20 protein-coding genes are annotated in these 21,743 nt (G+C 64.9%); 9 read left to right on the plus strand and 11 right to left on the minus strand.

Annotated elements, in window-relative coordinates; all coding sequences use genetic code 11:
- Positions 1-64: 64 nt before the first annotated feature.
- The 3 genes from LTH93_RS08645 to LTH93_RS08655 are packed head-to-tail and all read right to left on the minus strand — an operon-like array spanning position 65 to position 5,180.
- Positions 65-2,941: an FAD-binding and (Fe-S)-binding domain-containing protein gene (locus LTH93_RS08645; protein WP_241470706.1), complete on the minus strand. Its 2,877-nt coding sequence runs from the start codon at positions 2,939-2,941 to the stop codon at positions 65-67.
- Positions 2,942-2,988: 47 nt separating this feature from the next.
- Positions 2,989-4,599, minus strand: coding sequence for a GMC family oxidoreductase (locus tag LTH93_RS08650; protein WP_241470707.1), 1,611 nt, complete (start codon positions 4,597-4,599; stop codon positions 2,989-2,991).
- Positions 4,599-5,180, minus strand: a complete 582-nt coding sequence (locus LTH93_RS08655) for a hypothetical protein (RefSeq protein WP_241465865.1) — start codon at positions 5,178-5,180, stop codon at positions 4,599-4,601. The genes LTH93_RS08650 and LTH93_RS08655 overlap by 1 nt, the downstream gene beginning before the upstream one ends.
- A 216-nt stretch (positions 5,181-5,396) precedes the next feature.
- Here LTH93_RS08655 and LTH93_RS08660 point away from each other — a divergent pair, with 216 nt between their 5' ends.
- From LTH93_RS08660 to LTH93_RS08670, 3 genes are all read left to right on the plus strand, one after another.
- Positions 5,397-6,170, plus strand: a complete 774-nt coding sequence (locus LTH93_RS08660; RefSeq protein ID WP_241470708.1) for an IclR family transcriptional regulator — start codon at positions 5,397-5,399, stop codon at positions 6,168-6,170.
- A gap of 71 nt (positions 6,171-6,241) precedes the next feature.
- Positions 6,242-7,027: an acetoin reductase gene (locus tag LTH93_RS08665; RefSeq protein WP_241465862.1), complete on the plus strand. Its 786-nt coding sequence runs from the start codon at positions 6,242-6,244 to the stop codon at positions 7,025-7,027.
- A gap of 65 nt (positions 7,028-7,092) precedes the next feature.
- Positions 7,093-7,422: a putative quinol monooxygenase gene (locus LTH93_RS08670; RefSeq protein ID WP_241470709.1), complete on the plus strand. Its 330-nt coding sequence runs from the start codon at positions 7,093-7,095 to the stop codon at positions 7,420-7,422.
- On the opposite strand, the gene LTH93_RS08675 is transcribed toward LTH93_RS08670, so the two are convergent.
- Complete coding sequence (locus LTH93_RS08675) at positions 7,415-7,615, minus strand: hypothetical protein (protein WP_241465859.1); 201 nt, start codon at positions 7,613-7,615, stop codon at positions 7,415-7,417. The two genes, LTH93_RS08670 and LTH93_RS08675, sit on opposite strands and share 8 nt — an antisense overlap.
- Before the next feature lie 196 nt (positions 7,616-7,811).
- Between LTH93_RS08675 and LTH93_RS08680 the strand changes: the two genes are divergently transcribed.
- Entirely contained in the window at positions 7,812-8,024 is a 213-nt protein-coding gene (locus tag LTH93_RS08680; protein ID WP_241465858.1) for a hypothetical protein, read from the plus strand.
- 210 nt (positions 8,025-8,234) lie between these two features.
- On the opposite strand, the gene LTH93_RS08685 is transcribed toward LTH93_RS08680, so the two are convergent.
- The 6 genes from LTH93_RS08685 to LTH93_RS08710 form a co-directional block, all read right to left on the minus strand.
- Positions 8,235-9,224: an aldo/keto reductase gene (locus tag LTH93_RS08685; RefSeq protein ID WP_241470710.1), complete on the minus strand. Its 990-nt coding sequence runs from the start codon at positions 9,222-9,224 to the stop codon at positions 8,235-8,237.
- A 91-nt stretch (positions 9,225-9,315) separates the two neighbouring features.
- On the minus strand, positions 9,316-9,741 hold the full coding sequence (locus tag LTH93_RS08690) for a hypothetical protein (RefSeq protein ID WP_241470711.1): 426 nt from the start codon (positions 9,739-9,741) through the stop codon (positions 9,316-9,318).
- Positions 9,738-10,427 carry an ABC transporter ATP-binding protein gene (locus LTH93_RS08695; protein ID WP_241470712.1) on the minus strand — a complete coding sequence of 230 codons (690 nt, stop codon included), beginning with the start codon at positions 10,425-10,427 and terminating at the stop codon, positions 9,738-9,740. The genes LTH93_RS08690 and LTH93_RS08695 overlap by 4 nt, the downstream gene beginning before the upstream one ends.
- Positions 10,428-10,429: 2 nt before the next feature.
- A complete protein-coding gene (locus LTH93_RS08700; RefSeq protein ID WP_241470713.1) occupies positions 10,430-11,890 on the minus strand; it encodes an ABC transporter permease in 1,461 nt (486 codons plus the stop codon).
- Between the two features lie 85 nt (positions 11,891-11,975).
- Positions 11,976-13,400, minus strand: coding sequence for a HAMP domain-containing sensor histidine kinase (locus LTH93_RS08705; protein ID WP_241470714.1), 1,425 nt, complete (start codon positions 13,398-13,400; stop codon positions 11,976-11,978).
- Positions 13,397-14,074, minus strand: a complete 678-nt coding sequence (locus LTH93_RS08710) for a response regulator transcription factor (RefSeq protein ID WP_241470715.1) — start codon at positions 14,072-14,074, stop codon at positions 13,397-13,399. The genes LTH93_RS08705 and LTH93_RS08710 overlap by 4 nt, the downstream gene beginning before the upstream one ends.
- A 690-nt stretch (positions 14,075-14,764) precedes the next feature.
- Here LTH93_RS08710 and LTH93_RS08715 point away from each other — a divergent pair.
- From LTH93_RS08715 to LTH93_RS08735, 5 genes are all read left to right on the plus strand, one after another.
- Positions 14,765-16,819 carry a glycoside hydrolase family 9 protein gene (locus LTH93_RS08715; protein WP_241470716.1) on the plus strand — a complete coding sequence of 685 codons (2,055 nt, stop codon included), beginning with the start codon at positions 14,765-14,767 and terminating at the stop codon, positions 16,817-16,819.
- A 15-nt stretch (positions 16,820-16,834) separates the two neighbouring features.
- Positions 16,835-17,542 (plus strand): response regulator transcription factor, encoded by a 708-nt coding sequence (locus LTH93_RS08720; protein ID WP_241465853.1) that lies wholly within the window; start codon positions 16,835-16,837, stop codon positions 17,540-17,542.
- Positions 17,539-18,678: a sensor histidine kinase gene (locus LTH93_RS08725; protein ID WP_241465852.1), complete on the plus strand. Its 1,140-nt coding sequence runs from the start codon at positions 17,539-17,541 to the stop codon at positions 18,676-18,678. Before LTH93_RS08720 ends, LTH93_RS08725 begins: the two co-directional genes overlap by 4 nt.
- Before the next feature lie 102 nt (positions 18,679-18,780).
- Positions 18,781-19,872, plus strand: a complete 1,092-nt coding sequence (locus LTH93_RS08730) for a DUF418 domain-containing protein (protein WP_241470717.1) — start codon at positions 18,781-18,783, stop codon at positions 19,870-19,872.
- A gap of 154 nt (positions 19,873-20,026) precedes the next feature.
- Positions 20,027-20,671 carry a DUF305 domain-containing protein gene (locus LTH93_RS08735; protein WP_241470718.1) on the plus strand — a complete coding sequence of 215 codons (645 nt, stop codon included), beginning with the start codon at positions 20,027-20,029 and terminating at the stop codon, positions 20,669-20,671.
- Positions 20,672-20,692: 21 nt separating this feature from the next.
- Here the strand turns inward: LTH93_RS08735 and LTH93_RS08740 are convergent, their stop codons facing one another.
- Positions 20,693-21,544 (minus strand): F510_1955 family glycosylhydrolase, encoded by an 852-nt coding sequence (locus LTH93_RS08740; protein WP_241465847.1) that lies wholly within the window; start codon positions 21,542-21,544, stop codon positions 20,693-20,695.
- Between the last annotated feature and the right edge of the window lie 199 nt (positions 21,545-21,743).

The raw sequence follows: 21,743 nt of genomic DNA on the forward strand, positions 1-21,743 counted from the left end.
TCCAGTCCAGTTCTGGAATCGTGAACTTGCGACTGAGCCACTCGACCCTCACCTCGCTACAGGTCTACGAAGGCTCCTCCGGTGTTCGGCCCCGGCCTTGCGGCAGCACCGCGTCGTCGAGCAGCTCAAGAATATGTCTGTATGGCTCACCGGTCGCGCGGGTCATCCCGATCTCACACGTGCGATTCGTGGACGCGTGCACCGCGGCACGCACGCTGCGCACCTCCGCAGCCTGCGCCTCGACCGCTGAGGCTGTGAGCTCGGGGTGCAGCATGCCTCGGTCTCCGGCGAATGCGCAGCATCCCCAGTCCTGCGGGGTATACACCTGACCCGCCACAGCGGCTGCCAGTACATCGAGATCAGAGTTCAGTCCAAGCCGTGTAGACGAGCAGGTGGGGTGCAGCATCACAGAGGGCTTCATCGGCGCGGGCAGCAGCTTCCGGGCCTGCAGCGCGGGCAGAAGCCGTTGTGCGGCGAAGGTGACCACGTCCACGACCTCGATGTCTGCGACCGGCTCACCAGACGCCAGCAGGAGCGCCTCGAGACCCTCGGTGCAAGAGCTCGCGTCGCTGACGACCGGCAGCCTTCCAGCGTCAGAGGCCTCCCACACCGCGGCGGCGACCTTGCTGCGCATGAGCTCGTACCCCTCAGACAGGCCTTTGGACTTCCACGGTGTCCCGCAGCACAGCGACGGCATCGATTCGGGTGTGCGCACCCGCACTCCGGCCACATCACAGAGCCGCTGAAACGCCTCGCCCACACCGCTGCGTCGCCCATCCGGGTCAGCACCTGCAGCCGCACCGAACAACGTCTGCGTGCAGCTGGGAAACCAGAGCACCTCCGCCTGGGCGTCCTGCCGCACAGGACGAGCCCGCCCTCCGCGCGGCAGGTCATCGGTCCACTGTGGAAACGCCTCCTCGCCGAGGACACGTCGCGCGAGATCAGACGCCGCACGCGGCAGAACCGACGGCATGTGGTCAGCCGCCGTCAGAGCCCAAGACCCTGCCCGACTCACGCTCGTCCACTGCCTCGCCGCCGCCTTCCAGACCTTCTGGTCGGGCGCAGACCGGGTCTCAGCGCGCAGGCGCCGCACCAGGTCTCCGGTGTTGATGAATACCGGGCAGGCCGTCTCACACATGCCATCGACGGCGCAGGACTGGACGGCCTCGTACTCATACTCCCGGCGGAGAGTCTGCGCCAGCGCTGCGTCTCCGGCTGCCTCGGCCCTTGCGATCTCCCGACGAAGCACAATCCGTTCACGCGGTGTGGTGGTCAGCCGGCGGCTGGGACAGACGGGTTCGCAGTACCCACATTCGACGCACCGATCGACCTCTTCTTCGACCCTCGGCGAGGTCTTGAGATGTTTCAGGTGGGTTCGAGGATCCTGCGTCAGGAGCACTCCAGGGTTGAGCATCTGGTGCGGATCCACGAGGGCCTTGAGCTTCTCCATCACGGCATACAGGTCGTCTCCGACCTGGCGCCGCACGAAGGGGGCCATGATCCGGCCCGTTCCGTGCTCGGCCTTCAGTGTTCCACCGCGCGCCAAGACACACTCGACCATGTCCTCGGTGAACGCCTCGTATCGGTCCAGTTCCTCCGGTGATTCCCCGTCGAAGGTCTCGGTCACCATGAAGTGGATGTTGCCGTCCTTGGCGTGACCGAAGATCACGGCGTCGGCGTAGCCGTATGTGTCGAAGAGTTCGGTCAAAGCCGTACAGGTCTCCCCGAGCCGAGCGACTGGAACCGCGATGTCCTCCAGAAGCGCCGTGGTGCCCGAGGGCCGGTTGCCCGCGACAGCAGCGAACAGACCTTTTCGGGTGTGCCAGAAGGCGGCCCGTCGACCGGCGTCGGTGGTCAGCTGGGCGGGGCGACTCAGGGGAAGCCGTTCCCAGAGCAGCGCCGCAGCCTCGAGCCGGTCTTGAAGCGCCTGCTCATCGGGCTCTTGGAACTCCACCAGCAGCGCACAGTGATCTTCGACCATGAGGCCCCGGATCTCCTCCGGCGACTTCGGATCACGCTGGGAGACTCGCAGACTGGTCGCATCCAGGAGTTCCACCGTGGCAAGCTGCGCCGCCACCAAATCGGGCAGGCTGGCGGTCGCGGCGGCAAGGTCGGGGTAGATGAGCAGCCCCGTGGCCACGTGCGGTCTGATCTCCACCGTGCGGAAGGTCGCCTGCGCAAGGAACGCCAGCGTGCCCTCGCTGCCGACGATCAGATGCTCGAGGATTCGGACCGGGTCGGTGTGGTCCAGGAAGGAGTTCAGACCGTAGCCCATGGTGTTCTTGATCGCATGCAGCGTCCGGATCCGCTCGACGGCGAGCGGGTCGGCTCGCAGCTGGTCGCGCAGCGCACCCAGGCCCTCATGCAGCTCAGGCTCAGCGCGGGCGAGCTGCAGATCAGCGTCGGCAATCGAAGTGTCGACCACGGTGCCGCTGGGCAGCACGAGCACACAGGAGTCGAGGGTCCGGTAGGTGTTGAATTCGATCCCGCACGCCATGCCGGAGGAGTTGTTCGCCACCACTCCCCCGATCGTGCACGCGATCTCACTGGCGGGGTCCGGGCCCAGTTTGCGCCCATATCGCCGCAGTCGAGCGTTGACCTGGCTCAGCACAGCCCCGGGGCCGCAGCGCACCTTGGCGCCGCCGTCGAGCACCTCTATGGAGCCGAAGTGCCTTCGCACATCCACCAGCAGGTTCTCCGTGACGGCCTGTCCGGACAGGCTGGTTCCCCCCGAGCGGAAGGTCACCCCGAGACCCAGGTGTCGAGCTGTCTGGAACAGTCCGGCGACCTCCTCGATGGAGTTCGGCCGCACCACGGCTTGGGGAGTGAGCAGGTAGTGCGAGGCATCATGGGCGGCCCCCAGGCGGTCTGTCGCACGCACCCCGACCTCGCCCACGACGCTTCGCAGCGCGTCGACGAGATCGGCGGGGACCTCCGTCAACGTGGAGCTGCCTCCCCGATGGTCAGCGGACTTGCTCCTGCTGGGGCTCAAATCCGCTGCGCTCTGAGCTCTTCGGCGATGTAGTCGGCCTGACGAATGGCGAGCGCAACGATCGTGAGGGTGGGATTCGCGGCCGCTCCACTGGTGAAGACGGAACCGTCCGAGACGAACAGGTTCTTCACGTCGTGGGAACGTCCCCAACGGTCCACCACCCCGTCCTCGGGACGCTCACTCATCCGCGCGGTCCCGAGATTGTGCGTGGAGGGGTACGGCGGTGTCCGGTGCGTAGAGCGTGCCCCTACTGCTGCATAGACCTTCTCGCCCGCGGCGTAGGCATGCTCGCGCATCGCCACGTCGTTCACATGATCGTCGTAATGGACATTGGGGACCGGGAGGCCGTTCTTGTCCTTGAGGGTGGTGTTCAACGTGATCCGGTTGGTCTCCTGTGGCATGTCCTCCCCGACGATCCACATGCCGGCAGAGTTCGTGTAGGCGTCCAAAAGCTTCGCGAAGTCTGGACCCCAGGTGCCGGGCTCGACGAACGCGGCCATGAAGGCCGGGCCCAGCGAGATGGTTTCGAGATAGTAGCCCCCCGCGAAGCCTCGATCAGGGTCGTGCAGCGACTCGTCTCCGATCATGCCCGCCATCGTCTCTCCGCGGTACATGCGCACCGGTTCCTCGAAATGGCCCCAGACCGTGCCTGTCAGATGCCGCATGTAGTTGCGACCCAGCTGCCCGGACGAGTTGCCGAGCCCGTCTGGGAAACTCGGCGTCGCGGAGAGCAGCAGCAGGCGAGGGGTCTCGATGGAGTTGCCCGCCACGCACACGATCTTCGCCGCCTGGCGATGCAGGCTTCCCTCCTCGTCGAGGTACAGCACGGCGTCAGCTCGGCCTTCGGCGTCATGGGTGATCTGCACGGCTTGGGAGTTGGGGCGCAGGTCCAGAAGCCCGGTTGCTTCGGCGCGCGGTATCTCACGGACCAGGGTGGACCACTTGGACCGATTCTTGTCTCCCTGGAAGTTGAAGCCGTCCTGGATCGACGCCGGACGCCCGTCGTACTCCTCGGCGTTGGTGGCGTAGGGGCCTGTGGCGTAGAACTTATAGCCCACACGCTCGGCACCGTTGGCGAAGACCTTGTAGTTGTTGTTCGCCGGCAGCGGCGGACGGCCATGGACGTGGGTGGAACCCATCGCTTTCTCTGCGCGGTCATAGAAAGGAGCCAGATCTGAGAGTCCGATCGGCCAGTCCAACAGATTGGCGCCATCGACCCGGCCGTACACGCTGCGGGCTTTGAACTCGTGATCCTTGAAGCGTGGAGTCGCGCCAGACCAGTGGGTGGTGGTCCCGCCCACCGCTTTGACGATCCATGCCGGGAGGTTGGGGAAGTCACGAGCAACTCGCCAGGACCCTGAGGTGGTCCTGGGATCCAACCATGCCATCTGGTTGAAGGATTCCCACTCGTTGTTCAAATAGTCGTCATGCGTGAGGTAGGGCCCCGCCTCGAGCACGACCACAGGTATCCCCTTCGAGGTGAGTTCGTAGGCAAGGGTGCCTCCGCCGGCACCGGACCCGACGATGACGACTGCTTCCTCGTCATGGGCGACGCTGTAGCCGGTGACGCTTTCTCCGGGTGTGTGATTCTCGGGAACGGATGACATCACTTCTTCACCTCTTCCATATCCGAGCTGGTCGCGCCCGGCTGATTCGTGCTGTCGGTCTTCTGTCCCCCGGCCGCCGGACGCGGAGCCCCGGTCGCACCGGGGGCGATCTCCGGCATGGTCTCCCCCTCGGGAAACTCGACGCGCGGATCTGGCAGCCAGCCGAGATCGTTGAATCCTCGATTGATATATCCGCCCTGGTCGAACGATGCCCCCTCATAGCCGAGGGCTGTCCAGACCTCCGCATCGTCATAGAGGTTCAGCACTGCGGTGCGACGGACGAAGCCGAAGAACTCCGTGCCGTCTACGCGGCGCAGGACCCGCAGCGCAGCGGCATCGTCCAGGCTGCGGAAGTCCCCATCGGACAGCTGATTCAACGAGAGCAGCCCTTGAGTCAGCGCCACGCGGAACCAGGTCTCGTTCTGCGCCTCTGTCAGGATGGTGTCGGCAGTGCGCTCATAGGGTCCGTCCGGCACGCACTGGTGAGGAAAAGCGACGCGCAGCACGCGGATAAGGGTCTGGCGGGCCTCCTCCGTCATCTCGGTCGCGTTGAGCGAGGGGTACTTCGCGGGGAAAACCATCGGATGCTCCTTTGTAGATCAGCCTCGCCGACAGGTCCGCCCGGGGCCCCGTCACGATGGGGTTTCTGTGGAGACCTGCACGCGATCGTCTCGTGATTGTTCTCTAACGGTATGTGATCTGGGACACTGTTCGACAGGTAGGTTCTCACCGGGCGAGAACACCCCGAGCAAGCCCTTCGAGCCCACGATTCCTGAGTCCTGACGAGACGAGGTCCCATGCCAGCCATTGCCGTGATCCACCGAACCTTCGCTGTCCTGGAGGCCGTCGCGGCGTCTGGGAGCGCCACAGCCAAGGAAGTCGCCCAGCGCTTGGAGATCCCGCTCCCCAGCGTCTATCGCCTCCTCAGCGAGCTCGTGGCGACTCAATACCTCGTGCATCTCAAAGAGGACGGACGTTTCGAGCTGGGGCCCAAGTGCTTCGACCTCGGGCTGTCCTTCCGCCAGCGCCTGGTGGCACCCTCCCCCATCCGACAGGCTACGGATGAGCTTCACCGCACCATGGAGACGGCTGCCTACTTCGCGGTCTACCGCGGCTCGGACATAGTGCTCACACACCTCTCCGACTGCGAGAAGCATCCACGGCTGCGCCCTCTGCGATTCGGATTCCATGAGGCCGCGCATGCAACGGCCTTCGGCAAGATCCTCCTCGCTTCGATGCCGCAGGAGGAGAGGAGGTCCTATCTCGATGCACGAGGAATGCCGATCCTGACTCCTCACACGATCGCCCGCCCTGACCTGCTGGATGAACACCTCGACACCGTCTCGATCCGGGGGATCGCGTGGGAGCACGAGGAGTTTCTGCCTAGGACAACCTGCGCAGCCGTACCCGTTCGCGGCGCCAGCGGAGTCAACGTCGGCGCGATCGCTGTCAGCATGTCCGCACGCCGAGCCGCTGGACTGGAACCACAGATCGAAGCTGCTCTGCGCGAATATGCCGGCCGATGCAGTCGGTATATGCGCGCCGGATCGAAGACCGTTCTCACCGGATGAGAGAGCTTCTGGCTCGTCTCGACTGACGCACCACAGACTGTGCTGACCATCACACCTGAGGAGAACAGCGCATGAGTGCACAACTGAGGGTCGCCGTCGTCACGGGAGCCGGACGCGGAATCGGGCGTGGCATTGCGGAGAGACTCGGCCAGGACGGTTTGCACGTGGTCGTCGCGGATCTGCCAGGCATGCAGGAAGAAGCAGCCGAGACCGTGGAGACGATCACCGGCGCAGGCGGACATGCGAGCGCCGCCGAGGTGGACGTGACCGTGGAGTCCTCGGTCGATGCGCTGGTCCGCACGGCAGTGGAGACCGGGGGATCCCTGGATGTCTTCGTGGCCAATGCAGGCATCGCCCAGGTCCAGTCGCTGTTGGACTACAAGACTGAGGACTTCCAGAAGGTGATGGACGTCAACGTCACGGGGGTGTTTCACTCCTACCGCGCAGCCGCCAGGCAGATGATGGGGCAGAACACCGGTGGAAAGATCATCGGCGCCGCCTCCATCGTGGCATTCCGTCCCTTCGCCCTCCTGTCGCCCTACTCAGCGAGCAAGTGGGCGGTGCGAGGGTTGACCCAGGCCGCGGCCATGGAGTGGGCCCAGTACGGAATCACGGTCAACGCCTACGGTCCAGGGATCGTGGGAACAGCCATGTGGGACCTCATCGATGAAAAGCTCGCCGCCGAAGAGGGCCTCCAGAAGGGCGAGGCGATCAAGAAGTACGCGGGCGACATTCTGCTTGGTCGCGTCTCAGTACCCAGCGATGTCGCCAGCCTCGTGTCCTTCCTGTCCTCGGAGGACTCCGATTACATCACCGGCCAGACGATGCTGGTCGACGGAGGGATGCAGTTCTCCTGAGACTGGACCCCGCACCAACGGCAGCGGGTGACGCCGACCAAAAACCCAAGAAGGAGCGAGAAGACATGATCCTGATCGTCGTGAAATTCCAAGTCAAGCCGGAGCTCGCTGAGCAGTGGCCGGAGATCACCCGCGCGTTCACCGAAGCCACGCGCGCAGAGCCGAGGAACAAGTGGTTCGAATGGTCCAGAAGCCTCGACGACACCAACCAGTACGTGCTGGTAGAGGCCTTCGAGGACGACGGCGCGGAACCTCACGTGGAGTCTGAGCACTTCAGGACTGCCACTGCCCCGGGCAGCCCGATGCACGAGGCTCTGGTCGCGACGCCGGAGATCATCTCTCGCCAGGTCGAAGGCTCAGGCTGGGATGAGATGGGGGAGATGAAGGTCAGCTGAAGACCGCAACCCGCACTGCAGGTTCGGGGTCGAGGTGCGTCTGAGCGGAACAGCGATCGTGTTCCCCGTCGACGACGCCCGGCTCAGGCTTCTCATCGGGAACGATGCCCCCGAAGAGGTCCGTGCGGCCCTGACGCTCCGCGTGCACGACCACGGAGAAGACCCACGGTTCGACGTCGAGGAGCTCCGGCACTCAGCAGACTCACCAAGCCAGTCCTGCGGTTCCGTGAACGCGTCTGCTGGTTCACGAGCCGGTGGCCTCTGGCTGCAGGCGTTCCTGCGGTCCCGCCTGCGGCGGTGATGATCCGGGCCACCGCCCAGCCGAGGGCAGTCACGAGCGGCGCGCTCACGATCACCGTGGCAACCGGGTTGGGCTGAAACTTCGGCCCGTGGGGACCATCGACATACGCACCGATCGGCAAGACGCAGCCGCCGCCCCCGCCACCGCTGCCTTCGCCTTCTCTTTCCGGGTCCTCCCCGCTCGGCGGGACTCTGCCCGAACCCCCGCCACCGCCGAAGCCGAAGATGACCAGGGCCGCAGGAACCAGCTCGCGACCGCCGATCGTGATGCTCTCGCCGAACGCCATCTTCGCACCCCATGACGGCACAGAGTTGGTCAGGTTCTCGATCGGTCCTTCCATCAGCTGCACGCCTCCGCTCCCGGTAGACAGCTCTCATCTGAAACACGCCCCCATGCGCACGGGACGCATTGCACCCACGATAGAACTGACCCCGAGGGACCGCTAGAGGCGATGCGACACTGCCTCCGGCGGCGACGCTGGGACTACGAACTCAAGACACCGCCGTGGCTATCAGGCCTGCGGCAGCGGTGCCTTGGCTGAGATCAGGCCTTCCTGGACCAGCTCATCCCAGAAGTCGCCGGGGATCGTCGCGGACAGCGCGGCGATGTCCTCAGAGATCCGGCCCGGCCGGCTTGAACCGGGGATCACTGCGACGGTCGCGGGGTGGGCGGTGGAGAACTGCAGCGCGGCCGCCTTGAGGTCGACGTCGTGGCGGGCGGCCACGGCTGACAGCGAGGCCACCTGATCCTTCACCGACTGCGGCGCCTCGGTGTAGTCGAAGTGGTCCCCGCCCAGCAGCGCTCCGGAGTTGTACGGTCCGCCGACGATGATCCCGACACCCTGCGCCTTGGCGCGAGGCATCATCCGCTGCAGCGCCTTCTCGTGCTGGAGGATCGTGTACTGGGTGGCCGAGAGGCTCAGATCGGGAGGAGTCTCCTCCAGCTGCATGGCCAGCTCGATGGGTTCCGTGGTGTTGACGCCCAGTCCCCAGCCCTTGATCAGACCCTGCTCGCGCATCTCGGTGAGGACGCGGAACGCGCCGGTGCGGGCCTCTTCGAACTTCGCGATCCATTCGTCGCCGTGGAAGTCCCGGGAGATGTCGTGGACGAACACGAAGTCGAGCCGGTCGGTGCCCAGGCGCTCCATGGACTGCTCCAGCGACTTCCGCGTGGCCTCGGCGGTGTAGTCGGTGATGACCTTGTTGCTGCGCCCGTCGGCGAAGAGTCCCTCCTTCTCCTCGGTCTCATCGGACATGTAGCGCCCGACCTTGGTGCTGAGCAGGAACTCATCGCGCGGCTTCTTTCCGAGGGTGGCGCCGAGGCGCTTCTCGGCAAGACCGGCGCCATAGAACGGGGCGGTGTCGAAGTAGCGGATGCCGGCGTCCCAGGCAGCCTCGATTGTGCTCAGCGCCTCGTCCTCGGGGATCTCCCGGAACATGTTGCCCAGGGGTGCCGTGCCGAAGCCGATGGTGTTGTTCAGCAGGTGGTGGATGTCGCCCATACGATCAGAAATCCTCAAGCTTGTGGGTGGTCTTGTCCGGGAGAACACCACGTGCGCGGTGGTTTATTTCTTGCCGCAAGGAGTTCGGCACTCAGGGGGTGTCGTCCACGCGCCGGAGCAGCGCCTCGAGTTCTTCCTCCTCGGTCGGTGCCGAGCCGTCCTCACGTCTCTGCACCGGAGGTGTGGCTCCCGGATCGGTGTCCGGGACAGGTCGATCTCCAGTGACCGGGAGCTCAGGCTTCTCCGGCACGACCCTCCGGAGCGCCAGGCAGACACCACCGTGAGCGGCGAGAAGCACCCCGAGCAGCAGGTACAACCCGCTGCCCGACATCAGGTAGTTCACCGCGTCGAAGGTCTCGACGACCTGGCCGCTGGCCTCGACCTCCTCGAGGTACGACCTGACCTCCCTATAGGCCCAGGTGGCATACCCCATTGTGAGGAGACCGCTGGCAAGCAGGGCCCAACCCCCGATCTGCAGCAGCAGGCGGGGCCGCATCCTTGATGGCGTCAAGGTCATCGCAGACCCCCTACGACGTCCATTTTGCCGGACTTGATCCCGAGGATGACGTCAGCGATCTGCGTGACCCTGGTGGAATGTGTGACGATGATGACGCACCTGTTTTCTACGTGAGCGAGATGGATGAAGATGCCGAGGATCTCTTCTTCGGTCTTCTGGTCAAGGTTTCCGGTGGGTTCATCAGCGATGATGACCGCTGGATCATGAGACAGTGCGCGCGCGATTCCGACCCGCTGCTGCTGCCCTCCTGAGAGCTTCAGGACCGGTCTGCCCGCATCTTCGGCGGAGATGCCGAGCTGTTCCAGCACGGCGTACGTGTGTGCTGATTTATCTCGGATCGTGCTGCCTGCGATGTTCATGCTGAGCACGATGTTTTCGACCGCGGTGGCGTTCGTGACGAGATTGAAGCCCTGGAACACGACGCCGATGTCTTTGGCCCGGTACCTGTCCCTGTCGGTTGAGGCGAGGGATCCTCCTTCGAAGGTGATCTCACCCCCACCGCAGACGTCCAGGCCCGCCATGAGGGAGAGCAGGGTGGATTTTCCTGAGCCGGACTTGCCCACGATCGTATGGACCTGCCCATTGTTGAACTCGGCGTTGATGCCCCGCAGCACATCGTGGCCGGCGCCTGGGTATCGATAGGTGACGTCTTTGAGCGTCAGTGCGCTCACCGTGGTGACAGTCATGGTCAGTTCCTCTCTGCCAAGATCTTCATGGGCTCGTACTTGGTGATGCATGCGATGGCGATGCCACCGGCGATCGTCGCGAGCAGCAGTGCGACGACGACGATCTGCCCGATCGAGCCCGCGGTGAGGCCCACTGCCAGCGCGGTCAGGGGTTCTGCGCCCGTGGCACCCGGTGCACCCGCCATCCCTGCGGGCATGCCTCCCATTCCGGGTCCCATGCCATCGGCCTGAGCAGATTTCTCTGCCGCTGCGACCTGCCCCTCGAGCAGGTAATCCGTCACCGGTTGAGCGATCAGCGCGCCGATGCCCAGGCCTGCGGCCAGACAGACCGCGGTCAACATCAGCGATTCGATCCACAGGCCGAGGGAGACCAGCGACTTCTTCATGCCCATCGCCCTGAGCACGCCGATTTCGTACTTTCGTTCTCTGATGGCGATCGAACTCAGCAGCGCGATGATGGCGCCGCCCAGGACGAGGACCACGATCATGAAGGCCTTCGATATCGAGCTGAGTCCTTCGACGGGCCCGACGATCCGCTCATAGGCGGCCTCATCAGTGGTGACGTTGTAACTGTCGCTGAGACCCTTGGCGCGGACCTCACCTTCGAACTCCTCCAGCACGTCAGGGGAGGTGAGGAAGTAGGACCCGCTGACCTGGATTCCCTGGAACTGCGAGTCGTAGTTCTGCAGAACGGTCTCGTAGGTCGTGAGAACCTGGTTGCGGGTGTTCGTGTAAGCATTCTGCATCGGTGAGTCTCCGGAAGACTCGGTCAAGTCGTCATAGATGCCGACGACAACCAATTCATAGCTGATCTCTTCGAGGCTGTCCTGGTCCTGGTCCGGGTTCTGCAGCTGCCCGGTGGCGGTGATCGTGTCGCCGACGGTGAGGTCGTTGAGCTCAGCGAGAGAGGAGCTCACCATCGCTTCGTCGAGCCCATCGGGCATCTCGCCCTCCGCGACGGCCCGGGTGCCGTCGTCGAACTCGGTGAAGGTCCCCCCGTTGAGCGAGGCCATGTACTCGAGCCGGTCCGGGTCAGCCTCTTCGCCGGGCGGACCGCCCATCGCCATCATCCCTGTGCCGCCGCCGAGCTCCTCGTCCACCACCGTGAGGTCATCGAGCACGATGCCGGTGGTGGCGGTGTAGCTCGCGTAGCTGAGGAGCTCGGACTCACCGAAGGCCAGATACTGATCGGCGTCGATGCTGGGCATCGCCGTCATCGGAGCGCCGTCCTCGGGATCACCACCTTCCGCGCTCGCCTCGGCACGAATCTGTTCGATGTCCGGCTCGAAGGTGACTTCGGAGCTGAATCTGTCCTTATAGTCCGCGATGATGCCGGACGAGGTGGATGTGATCATCATGGCGATCACACTGGTGGCGATGACGACCAGCATGATCACTCCGAGCAGCATGTTCCTGCCCCTGTTGCGCCAGACGTTCAGCGCGGCGTTGCGGAGGATATACATCCGTCGGTGACCTCTCTCCTTGGTGACTGGGTTCGCCGTTGCGGGAACTTCAGTTCTAAGGATGTGAGGCCTCGATAAAGCCAGACTAGGAACTTGCTAAGGGACTCCTAAGAGTTGAGGATCGAAGGTGGGCTGTGGGCCAGCTGAACGTGAACCGCGCCCCTCCCCCGGGCCTGTTCCCGGTCACCACCCGGCCGCCGTGCAGCTGCGCGGCCTGTTCCACAATGGCCAGCCCCAGCCCGGATCCGTGTCGCTCGCGGGAACCAGTGCCGCGGAAGAACCGTTGGAACAGCAGCGGAATCTCAAGGTCGGCGAGCCCCGGTCCTTCGTCGCACACCTCGATGGAGCAGGTCTCCGGCGTCACTTTCAAGGCGATCGTCACGGTCGCACCGTCAGGGCTCACCTGCACCGCGTTGCGCGCCAGGTTGGTCACGGCGCGTTCCAGTGCGTTCGGGAAGACGACCGCCTGATCGAGGGGCGCGTCAACGTGCACTGTCACCTGGGGGTTCAAGCGGCGAACTCGCTTCGCTGCCTGCTCGAGCAGCTCCCTGAGCGGAACCGAGACGGGCGGCTCCGCCGTGGTGTCACCGCGTGCGAGGGTGACGATCTGGTCGACCTCATCGGCAAGAGCCGTGACCTGCGAATCCAGATCCTGGATCAGCTGTTCCCGGTCGCCCCCATTCCCAGTCTCGGTGCGCTCCAGGCGGGCGAGGAGGCCGAAGTCGTTTCGGAGCACAGTCAGCGGAGTGCGCAGCTCGTGGCTGGCGTTCTCCAGCAGTTCACGCTGCTGCGTGCGGCTGGATTCCAGCGCGGAGAGCATCGAGTTGAACGAGGTGCTGAGCCGCGCCAGCTCATCCCGTGCTCCCGCCCTGACCGGAACTCGCCGGCTGAGATTCCCGGTTGCTGTGACCGCCTCCGAAGCAGCGACCAGCCGTTGGACCGGGCGGACGGCGGTCCGCGCCACCAACCAGCCGAGACCGGCAGCCACGGTGACTCCCACCAGCGCGATCCCGGTCAACGCCCACGCGACAGCCGAGAGGGTCTGTTCCAGGGCGGTGAGCGGCTGGAACAGACGCATCAGGGACCCCGTGCCCCCCACGGCGGTCGTCAAGACGCGGTAACTGACGCCGTCTATCGCCACGGTGTCCAGGCGCGGCTCCTCGGAAGTGGGGGCAGGGAGGTCCTGGACCTCCGGGGTCTCCAGGCTCAGGGACCGAGGGGCCAGTTGGCGATCGATCGAGCCATCTGGACCGATGAACTGGACGGCCACTTGATCGTCCTGGGTCAGCGAGTTGAATCGCAGCATGCGGTCGCGGGCCATGGCTCCGGAGGGAAGTTCTTCGGAGACCGACTGGATCTCTCCGGCGTCTGGCACTCTGCCCAGAAGGGTGTCGTCCAACTGCGTCATCATGACCGAGCGGATCATCGTCCAGGCGAGCAGTGCCGCGACGACGAACGCGAGCGCCACGGCGGACGCGACCAGTATGGTGATCCGCGACCGGAGACTCATGCGTCACCCCGGATGGAGTAGCCGACTCCGCGCACGGTGTGGATCAGTCCATGGACACCTGCGGTGGACAGTTTGCGTCGCAGGTATCCGACATAGACCTCCAGCGAATTGGAGGTCTCGTCGAGGTCTCCCTCCCACACATGGTCATAGAGCGCCCGTCGGGTCAGCACCTGTCCGGGATGGCGCAGCAGCACCTGAAGCAGAAGGAACTCGGTCCGGGTGACCGCCACCTCTTCTCCCCCGGCGGTGACCCGCCATGCCCCAGGGTCGACCACCACCTGCCCGAGGCGCAGCAGCGCCTCAGAACTGGCGGGCACCGATCGGCGCAGCAGAGCCCGCAGACGTGCGAGCAGCTCCTCATAGGCGAAGGGCTTCGGAAGGTAGTCATCGGCCCCGGCGTCCAGGCCGGCGACTCGATCGGTCACGGCGTCACGGGCCGTCAGCATCAACACCGGGACCACCTCCCCCGCGGCACGGATGCGCCGGCAGACCTCAAGGCCTCCCAGCGTCGGAAGCATCAGGTCAAGGATTACGGCATCTGGCCGGTGAGCCGCTAAGGCCTCCAACGCTTCGGGTCCGTCGATCGCAGTGTGGACCGTATATCCCTCGAACCGCAGTGAGCGGGCCACCGAACGCAGGAGAGCAGGTTCGTCATCGACGAGAAGGATTCGCATAGACCGGATTCTCCTGGTTCAACCTGTGAAACTGCGAGCGCGGAACTGCAGCTTCACCATGGCAGAGAGATCGCCTTCAATGATGGGAACACGGCCCGGGCCCGGCGGTCTCCTCGGCTGGGCCAGCGCTTTCGCTCGTGCGTCGCCACCGTTCTTTCACGTCATCGGGAAGGTCCTCCCACGGCTCCGCCGCAGGCGCCATCAAGCCAGCCAACAGCTTCCTACGGTCTTCGTACAGAGCTTTGGCCACTTCGTTCCGGTCGTTGCGCACGTGCCCGTCCACGTCTGCGGAGCGGGGCTGACCGGCCGCGCTTCCGCGGTCCTCGTCTGCCGAGGCGCTCGTCTCGGTGAGGAGCGACGCGGGGGGCCCGGCGTGATGGAGGATGTTCATGCTCGAAGACCTCTCTCGAGGGGACGGGTTTCACCGTTTCGGGAACTTACTTTTCTAGGATGAAGGGTATTCATAAAGTGAACTTAGGAGCTTGATAAGAGTCTTCTAAGAAACTCGGTCTCGCATGCGCGAGCGCAGGCGAATCGGGCCGGTACGCCGCCCACCGGGTCAGCCCCGGCCCGGATCCTTTGACATCTGTACGACTTGTGCCGAAAACTGCTCTTCAGAAGCCTCAGGACCAGTGTTGCTGCTGAGCGTTCACCAATGCGGGCCGTCCCCCGCCGAACCAAGGATCCTCGATGCCCTCCAGCGCACCTCGGAGCGCCGGCTCCCGCCCGGTCATGAGGGCGGCGACAGTCGCCGCCGTCGTCCTCGCCCTGTCGGGCTGCGCCGATGACAGTGCTCAGGCGGAGGGAGGCTCGGGCGCCGCAGGCAACGACTCAGCTGCATCGGCAGTCGCCGATTTCGGGCATGAGACCGGGCCACGCGTGCGCGTCAACCAGCTCGGCTACCTGCCCGACGGCCCAAAGCGCGCAACGCTGGTCAGCGACCAGACGGAAGCGGTGAGCTGGCAGCTGCTCGACGACGACGGCGGGCTCGCCGCGCAAGGAGAGTCGACCCCGCAAGGGTTCGACCCGTCGGCGGGACTCGACGTCCACACCATCGACTTCAGCGATCACGGCGACTCCGGGGCGGGTTACACGCTGACCGCCGAGGGCGAGCAGAGCTACCCCTTCGACATCACCGAGGACTTATACACCTCACTGCGCCATGATGCCCTGAACGTCTACTACACGCATCGATCCGGCATCGCGATTGAACCGATCGAGGTCGACGGGAGCCTCGAGAGGCAGGAGTACGAGCGCCCTGCCGGGCACGTCACGGAATTCGTGCCCCCATGGGAAGACCTGCCCGACGCCGACGTCCCCAACCGGGGGGATCTGCAGGTGCCCTGCCTGCCGGCGGAGCGCTTCGTGTGGAACGGGGCGGAGCAGCACGCCAGCGCGGACGTCTATGGCGACCCCGAGGCGTGGCGCTGCCCGGAGGGCTACGCCCTGGATGCTGCAGGTGGCTGGTATGACGCGGGCGACCATGGCAAATACGTGGTCAACTCGGGCATCTCGGTGTGGCAGCTGCTGGCCACCTATGAGCGCAGCCAGAACGCCGAGGTAGCCGTGGACGAGGCCTTGGGTGACGAGACCCTGCTGATCCCCGAGCGGGGCAACGGGGTGCCGGACATCCTTGACGAGGCTCGCTGGAACCTTGAATGGATGCTCTCCATGCAGGTGCCCGCCGACACCTGGATGACGATCGACGGGGTCGAGATCGATGCCGGCGGGATGGCGCACCACAAGCTGCACGACATCGCCTGGACCGGAATGGACACCCTCCCGCACGAGGACCCGATGCCGCGGTATCTGCACCGGCCCTCCACCGCCGCGACGCTAAACCTGGCAGCCGCCGCAGCTCACGGCGCCCGCCTCTATGACCAGTACGACGAAGAGTTCGCCGATGAGCTGCTCGACGCTGCGGAATCTGCCTGGGCTGCCGCCGCCGAGCACTCCAGCATCTTCCGGGGCCCCGACGGTGTTGACCCGAATCCCGGCGGTGGTCCCTATAACGATCACGAGTTCAGCGACGAGTTCTATTGGGCGGCCGCGCAGCTGTACCTGACCACGGGGTCAGCCAGCTATGAGGACGCGGTGCGCACCAACGTGCATCATGTGGGCGGCGCCGAGGACCAGGTCTTCGGCACCCCGGCCTTCGACTGGAAGAACACCGCCGCTGCCGCCCGCCTGGATCTAGCGACCGTGGACAGCGACCTGGAGGACCGTGAGGCGGTGATCGATTCCGTGGTCGACGCCGCCGACGCCTATCTGGCGGTCCAGCAGGATCAGCCCTTCGGCCACCCCTATGCCCCGGAGGAATACGACTGGGGGTCGAACCATATGGTGCTCAACAACGCCGCGGTGATCGCCACCGCCTTCGACCTCACCGGCGAGACCCGGTACCGCGAAGCCGGGATCGAGGCCATCGACTATGTCCTGGGCCGCAACGCGATCAACAACTCCTACGTCTCCGGCTACGGCACGTACTTCTCTGAAAACATGCACAGCCGCTGGTACGCGGCCGATCACGAGCGGCTGCCGCCGTTCCCCGCCGGCAAGCTTGCCGGCGGGGCCAACTCCGTCCTCGGCGATCCCACGGCACAGGGCGATCTCTCCGGCTGCGCGCCGCAGTTCTGCTACATCGACGCGTCTGACTCCTGGTCCACCAATGAGACGACGATCAACTGGAACGCCGCCCTGGCCTGGCACGCCAGCTGGCTCGACGACATGGGCCGCGCAGGCTGATCTAGTATCGGGACCATGTCAGCTGTCGGGGAAGGTCCCATGAAGATCCTGGTGGTGGACGACGAGGCGCCACTGGTCCACCTGATCGAGCAATACCTCATCCGCGATGGGTTCCGCGTCGTGGCGACCGGAGATGGATCCCACGCCGTGGATATCGTTCGCGAACAGAGCCCCGCCGTCGTCATCCTTGACCTCGGCCTGCCTGGCCTGGACGGCGTGGAAGCCTGCCGACAGATCCGGACGTTCTCGGACTGCTACATCATCATGCTCACGGCCCGCGCCGAGGAGGTGGACCGTCTGATCGGACTGTCCGTCGGCGCCGATGACTATGTGACCAAGCCCTTCAGCCCACGAGAACTGGTGCTGCGCGTGAAGGCGATGCTGCGCAGGCCACGAAACGCCTCCGGCTCGGACCTCGTCACCTACCAGCTGGGGGACCTCCGCGTCGATCTGGCGGGACGTGAAGTTCAACTGCGGGGTCAGCTCGTGGATCTCACCTTGACCGAGTTCGAGCTCCTGGCGACGCTTCTCGCGGAACCCGGAGTGGCACAGAGCCGGAGCGCACTGATCACCAAGGTGTGGGGTGATGAGTGGTTCGGAGACAAACACCTGGTCGATGTCCATATCGGGCACCTCCGCCGAAAGCTGGGGGATGATTCCGCGAACCCCCGGTTCATCCACACGGTCCGTGGCATCGGGTACAAGACGGGACCGCCACGTTGATCGGACAGAGGCGATTCACCGGGCTGGGCACCCGGATCCTGGCGGCGCTCATCCTTGTGCTGGGTGTGGCGGTGGTGACTGCCTGGGTCGTTGCTCTCATCGTGGGACCGGCAATCTTCGATGACCATATGGAGATGGTCGAAACCTCCAACCCCGATCCAGGCATCGTCGCCCACGCCGAGGAAGCATTCGATGCGGCATGGAGACTGTCCCTCCTGCTGGCCCTCCTGACAGCCTTCGGGACTTCCGTCGTCGTCACCGTGATCCTCGTGCGCCGGCTGGTCCGGCCGATCCGCAAGATCCGCTCTGCGGTCGTCGAGATCACGGACGGCGACTACTCCGCGAGGGTCCCGGAGAGCAGCATCGGAGCAGAGTTCACTGAGCTGATGGTCGCGTTCAACAGCATGGCCGCAGAGCTGGACCGCACGGAGCTCACGCGCAAGCGCCTGCTCTCAGATCTGGCCCACGAGATGCGCACACCGGTGTCCACGGTTGACGGATATCTCGAAGCGATGCAGGACGGGATCGCCCACGCCGACGACGAAACCCTGGTCATGCTCAGAGAACAGACCGAGCGCCTCACACGCCTTGCTGAGGACATCTCTCTGGTCAGCGCCGCAGAAGAGGGGTGCCTGGACCTGCGGCTCGCCCCGGTCCAGCTCGGTGAGCTCCTGGATGCCGCGTCTGCCCAGATCCGCGCTCGCTATCAGGCCGCCGGGGTGAACCTCGAGATCAAGATCGGCAACCGCGCAAGAGCCGCGACGATCACCGCGGATCGCGACCGCATCGGTCAGGTCCTGACCAATCTGCTGGACAACGCACTGCACCACACCGAGCGCGGCGACGAGGTGACCCTCAGTGCACGGGCATCCAGATCCCATGTGACCGTCGACGTCGTCGACACCGGCCACGGAATCGACCCGGCACACCTTGCCCACCTCTTTGAGCGCTTCTACCGCGTGGACAGCGCACGCGACCGCACCCACGGTGGATCTGGGATCGGACTCGCGATCGTGCGTTCCATAGTCACCGCTCATGGAGGATCCGTCTGGGCGTTCAGCGAGGGGACCGGAAAGGGAGCCGTCTTCACGGTCGAGCTGCCTCAGGGCACCCAAGACTTGATGAAGGTTCCATAAAGGATCTGATTATCTGCCGCCCCCTCGCAGGCGACTCGATATAGTCAAGAGTTGCGTGGTCACCGTCACGGGACTCACCAGCAGATCAGACAGGGAGCCGGAGTGTCGTCTCAGCGAAAGACCTCCACGAAGGGGCCGCCTCGCTCGGGCGCACAGCGGATGCTCGCGCTGGACGCTGCACGCGGGCTGGCGATCATCGGCATGATTGCTGTCAACACTGGTCCCCGCGGCGACGACGAGCTTCTGGAGATGATCTACCGAGTTCCGTATGGTCGGGCGTCCCTGCTCTTCGTCCTGCTCGGCGGAATCGGCGTCTCCTTGATGACGCGCCGCTCTCGCGAACAACACGCTCCGCTCCCCTGGGTGTCGCTGCTCTGGCGCTGTGTACTGCTGCTCCTGGGCGGCCTGGCGCTCCAGGAACTCGCCCACGACGTCTCGGTGATTCTGCAGATCTATGCGCTGCTGATCCTCTTCTCTCTCCCACTTCTCCGGGTCTCCGGTGGCCTCCTGCTCCTGACCACGGGGATCAGCGCCCTCCTCGGCCCGGTGATCTGGATTGCGGTTCAGGCTCAGACCGACGGACGCTTCGATCGAGACCCCGTCTCAGCTTCAGGCCCGCCCTGGGAGATCTTCACCGGCATCGTGCTCACGGGCCCATACCCGTTGATCGTCTGGGCGGCGCCCTTCGTCCTCGGCCTCTGGCTGGGTCGACTGGAGCTCACAGACTCAAGAATCAGCACTCGACTGATCATCTGGGGCGCAGCTGCTGCAGTGGCGGCTCGCCTGCTCTCTGCGCTTCTGGTGGCCGCATTCGGCGAGCCGACGACCCATATGGCATGGGAGCGACTCTTCAGCGCGGTGGCCCATTCACAGATGCCGCTGTGGCTGATCGGCGGCACCGGGTCCGCAGTCTTCGTCCTCGGCCTGTGCCTGAAGATCCACGCGTGGTCCCACCCCATGGTGTCTCCGCTGATCTTCCTGGGTCAGTTGGCCCTGACTGCCTACGTCGGGCACCTGCTGATCCTCGCATTCGTCGTCCGCCCGGGACCGGACACGCTGGTCCAGGGGATGATCGCGAGCACCTGGACCGTGGCCGCGCTGATGGCGTTCGCCTGGCTCTGGCGGAAGCGCTTCAGCCGAGGGCCCCTCGAGGTTCTGCTGCGGGCGCCGAGACTGTCCCGGCGTCCTCGCTGAGGATGCCGGCGAGGTGGAAGGCAGAACATCCGGTCAAGAACGGGTCTGCACTTGATGAAGGTTTCTTCAAGATCACGCTTTCGGGCAATGCCGGGTCCAGCCATGCGGTTGACTCCACAGCAAGCCACTGGTGATCTCAACATAGGAGGAACCCATGAAGACCAAGACATCCGCAGCATTCATCGGCGCGTTCGCACTCACGGTCGCGCTGACCGGCTGCGCCACCGCCGAGGATCAGTCCGACGAGACCCCATCCGATCAGGGAGAGGCTGCAGAGGAGACCGCAGCGGAGTACAACGAGGCCGATGTCGACTACATCTCCGGAATGATCCCGCACCACCGACAGGCAGTCCACATGTCGGAGATGCTGCTGGACAAGGACGATGTGGAGCCGGAGGTGGAGGCCCTCGCCGAAGACATCCGCGAGGCCCAAGGTCCCGAGATCGAGCAGATGGAATCTTGGCTGGACGCCTGGGGTCAGGAGGAAGCGGGCCCGGACCAGGGGGACATGGGGGACATGGACCACGGCGACATGGGCGACGGCATGGACGGGGGCACTATGCAGCACGAGGGCATGATGAGCGAGGAAGACCTCGACCAGCTCGAAGAATCGACCGGCTCGGCCGCTTCTGAGATGTTCTTGGAGCAGATGATCGTCCACCATGAGGGCGCCGTCTCCTCGGCGGAGCAGCATCTCCAGGACGGGGCGAACCCCGAAGCCCTGGAGCTGTCAGAGGACATCATCGACTCTCAGCAGGCCGAGATCGAGCAGATGGAAGAGCTCCTGAAAGACCTCTGAACCGGGTCCTAGGAGTCCAGCTCAGAGAAGACGTTCGGTGGTCTCCCCGCCGTCGAGGGTGCGAAGCACTGACTCGCCCACGACCAGCAGCACCTCGACGGCGCCGTCGGCAGTCGAACTCGCCCCCAGGGCAGAGACCTCACCGAGGGATTGCTGACTGACGGTCCAACTGTCTCCCACGTCCTGACTGATCAGCAGGTGTCCCTCGACGCTTGCACCCACGATCGTGGTGTCATCGACCCAGGTCAGAAGCCGGATGAGCTGCGGTGTGTCCAGCAGATCCCATGCGGCGCCGTCATCTGATCGCAGGACGCCCGCTTCGGTGGCCGCCAACATCGCTCCTGAGCCCTCGGCGATCGCGACCGATGCGGGCATGGAATCGATAGGCAGGGTCTCCCATGTCCGACCATCCGCGCTGAGTCGCAGTTCGCCGTCGAAGCCGAGCACACGGTCAGAACTGGCCGCCAGTGCGTGGAAGTCAGATTCACCTCCCCGGGAGAGCACCTTCCACGTCTCGCCCCGGTCGGTGGACTCGATGAGTCCGAGCGGCTCCGGGAGATCGACCCCCGGCCCCGGGTGGCCAGACGCCAGGTAGCGGCCGTCGGGGGTCACGGTGAAGCCCATCAGATCGATCTCGGGGCCGACTGCAATCGACTCCTGCTCCCGGAGCCGAAACAGGCCTTCGTGAGCGGCTAGCAGCACCACTGCCGAATCGGCCGGATCGCGGACGATCGCGTGGATGTGGGAGATGGGGGAGGTTGTGTTCTGGTCTGGGGCTGCCGGCGGAGCCTCCCGCGAGCAGGCCGCCAGGGCTCCCGCCCCGAGCACTCCCAGACCTCCGCCGATGAGGCGTCTGCGGTTCACGAGCTTCATCCGTACATCTCCTTCCCTCGTGGAATGACCAGCCCTCAACCCTATCTGCGCCGCATCGACGCAGCGCGCTGGATCTCATGAAGATTCCATGAAGCTCGAGCCAGGCGTGGTCCACGCGTCAGGTGGGGTCACGCGCGCCCCGTGGACTCGTTCTACCCGACAGCCACACCTTGACTCATATACCCCCCAGGGGTATAAA

Origin of the sequence: Nesterenkonia sp. DZ6 (genome assembly GCF_022565835.1) — a bacterium.
Lineage (GTDB): Bacteria > Actinomycetota > Actinomycetes > Actinomycetales > Micrococcaceae > Nesterenkonia.

What these genes read in the sequence shown, in the direction of transcription:
- LTH93_RS08650 (WP_241470707.1), bottom strand. Translation starts at nt 4,599, where the DNA reads ATGTCATCCGTTCCCGAGAATCACACACCCGGAGAAAGCGTCACCGGC.
- LTH93_RS08655 (WP_241465865.1), bottom strand. Translation starts at nt 5,180, where the DNA reads ATGGTTTTCCCCGCGAAGTACCCCTCGCTCAACGCGACCGAGATGACG.
- LTH93_RS08660 (WP_241470708.1), top strand. Translation starts at nt 5,397, where the DNA reads ATGCCAGCCATTGCCGTGATCCACCGAACCTTCGCTGTCCTGGAGGCC.
- LTH93_RS08665 (WP_241465862.1), top strand. Translation starts at nt 6,242, where the DNA reads ATGAGTGCACAACTGAGGGTCGCCGTCGTCACGGGAGCCGGACGCGGA.
- LTH93_RS08670 (WP_241470709.1), top strand. Translation starts at nt 7,093, where the DNA reads ATGATCCTGATCGTCGTGAAATTCCAAGTCAAGCCGGAGCTCGCTGAG.
- LTH93_RS08685 (WP_241470710.1), bottom strand. Translation starts at nt 9,224, where the DNA reads ATGGGCGACATCCACCACCTGCTGAACAACACCATCGGCTTCGGCACG.
- LTH93_RS08690 (WP_241470711.1), bottom strand. Translation starts at nt 9,741, where the DNA reads ATGACCTTGACGCCATCAAGGATGCGGCCCCGCCTGCTGCTGCAGATC.
- LTH93_RS08695 (WP_241470712.1), bottom strand. Translation starts at nt 10,427, where the DNA reads ATGACTGTCACCACGGTGAGCGCACTGACGCTCAAAGACGTCACCTAT.
- LTH93_RS08700 (WP_241470713.1), bottom strand. Translation starts at nt 11,890, where the DNA reads ATGTATATCCTCCGCAACGCCGCGCTGAACGTCTGGCGCAACAGGGGC.
- LTH93_RS08705 (WP_241470714.1), bottom strand. Translation starts at nt 13,400, where the DNA reads ATGAGTCTCCGGTCGCGGATCACCATACTGGTCGCGTCCGCCGTGGCG.
- LTH93_RS08710 (WP_241470715.1), bottom strand. Translation starts at nt 14,074, where the DNA reads ATGCGAATCCTTCTCGTCGATGACGAACCTGCTCTCCTGCGTTCGGTG.
- LTH93_RS08715 (WP_241470716.1), top strand. Translation starts at nt 14,765, where the DNA reads ATGCCCTCCAGCGCACCTCGGAGCGCCGGCTCCCGCCCGGTCATGAGG.
- LTH93_RS08720 (WP_241465853.1), top strand. Translation starts at nt 16,835, where the DNA reads ATGTCAGCTGTCGGGGAAGGTCCCATGAAGATCCTGGTGGTGGACGAC.
- LTH93_RS08735 (WP_241470718.1), top strand. Translation starts at nt 20,027, where the DNA reads ATGAAGACCAAGACATCCGCAGCATTCATCGGCGCGTTCGCACTCACG.
- LTH93_RS08740 (WP_241465847.1), bottom strand. Translation starts at nt 21,544, where the DNA reads ATGAAGCTCGTGAACCGCAGACGCCTCATCGGCGGAGGTCTGGGAGTG.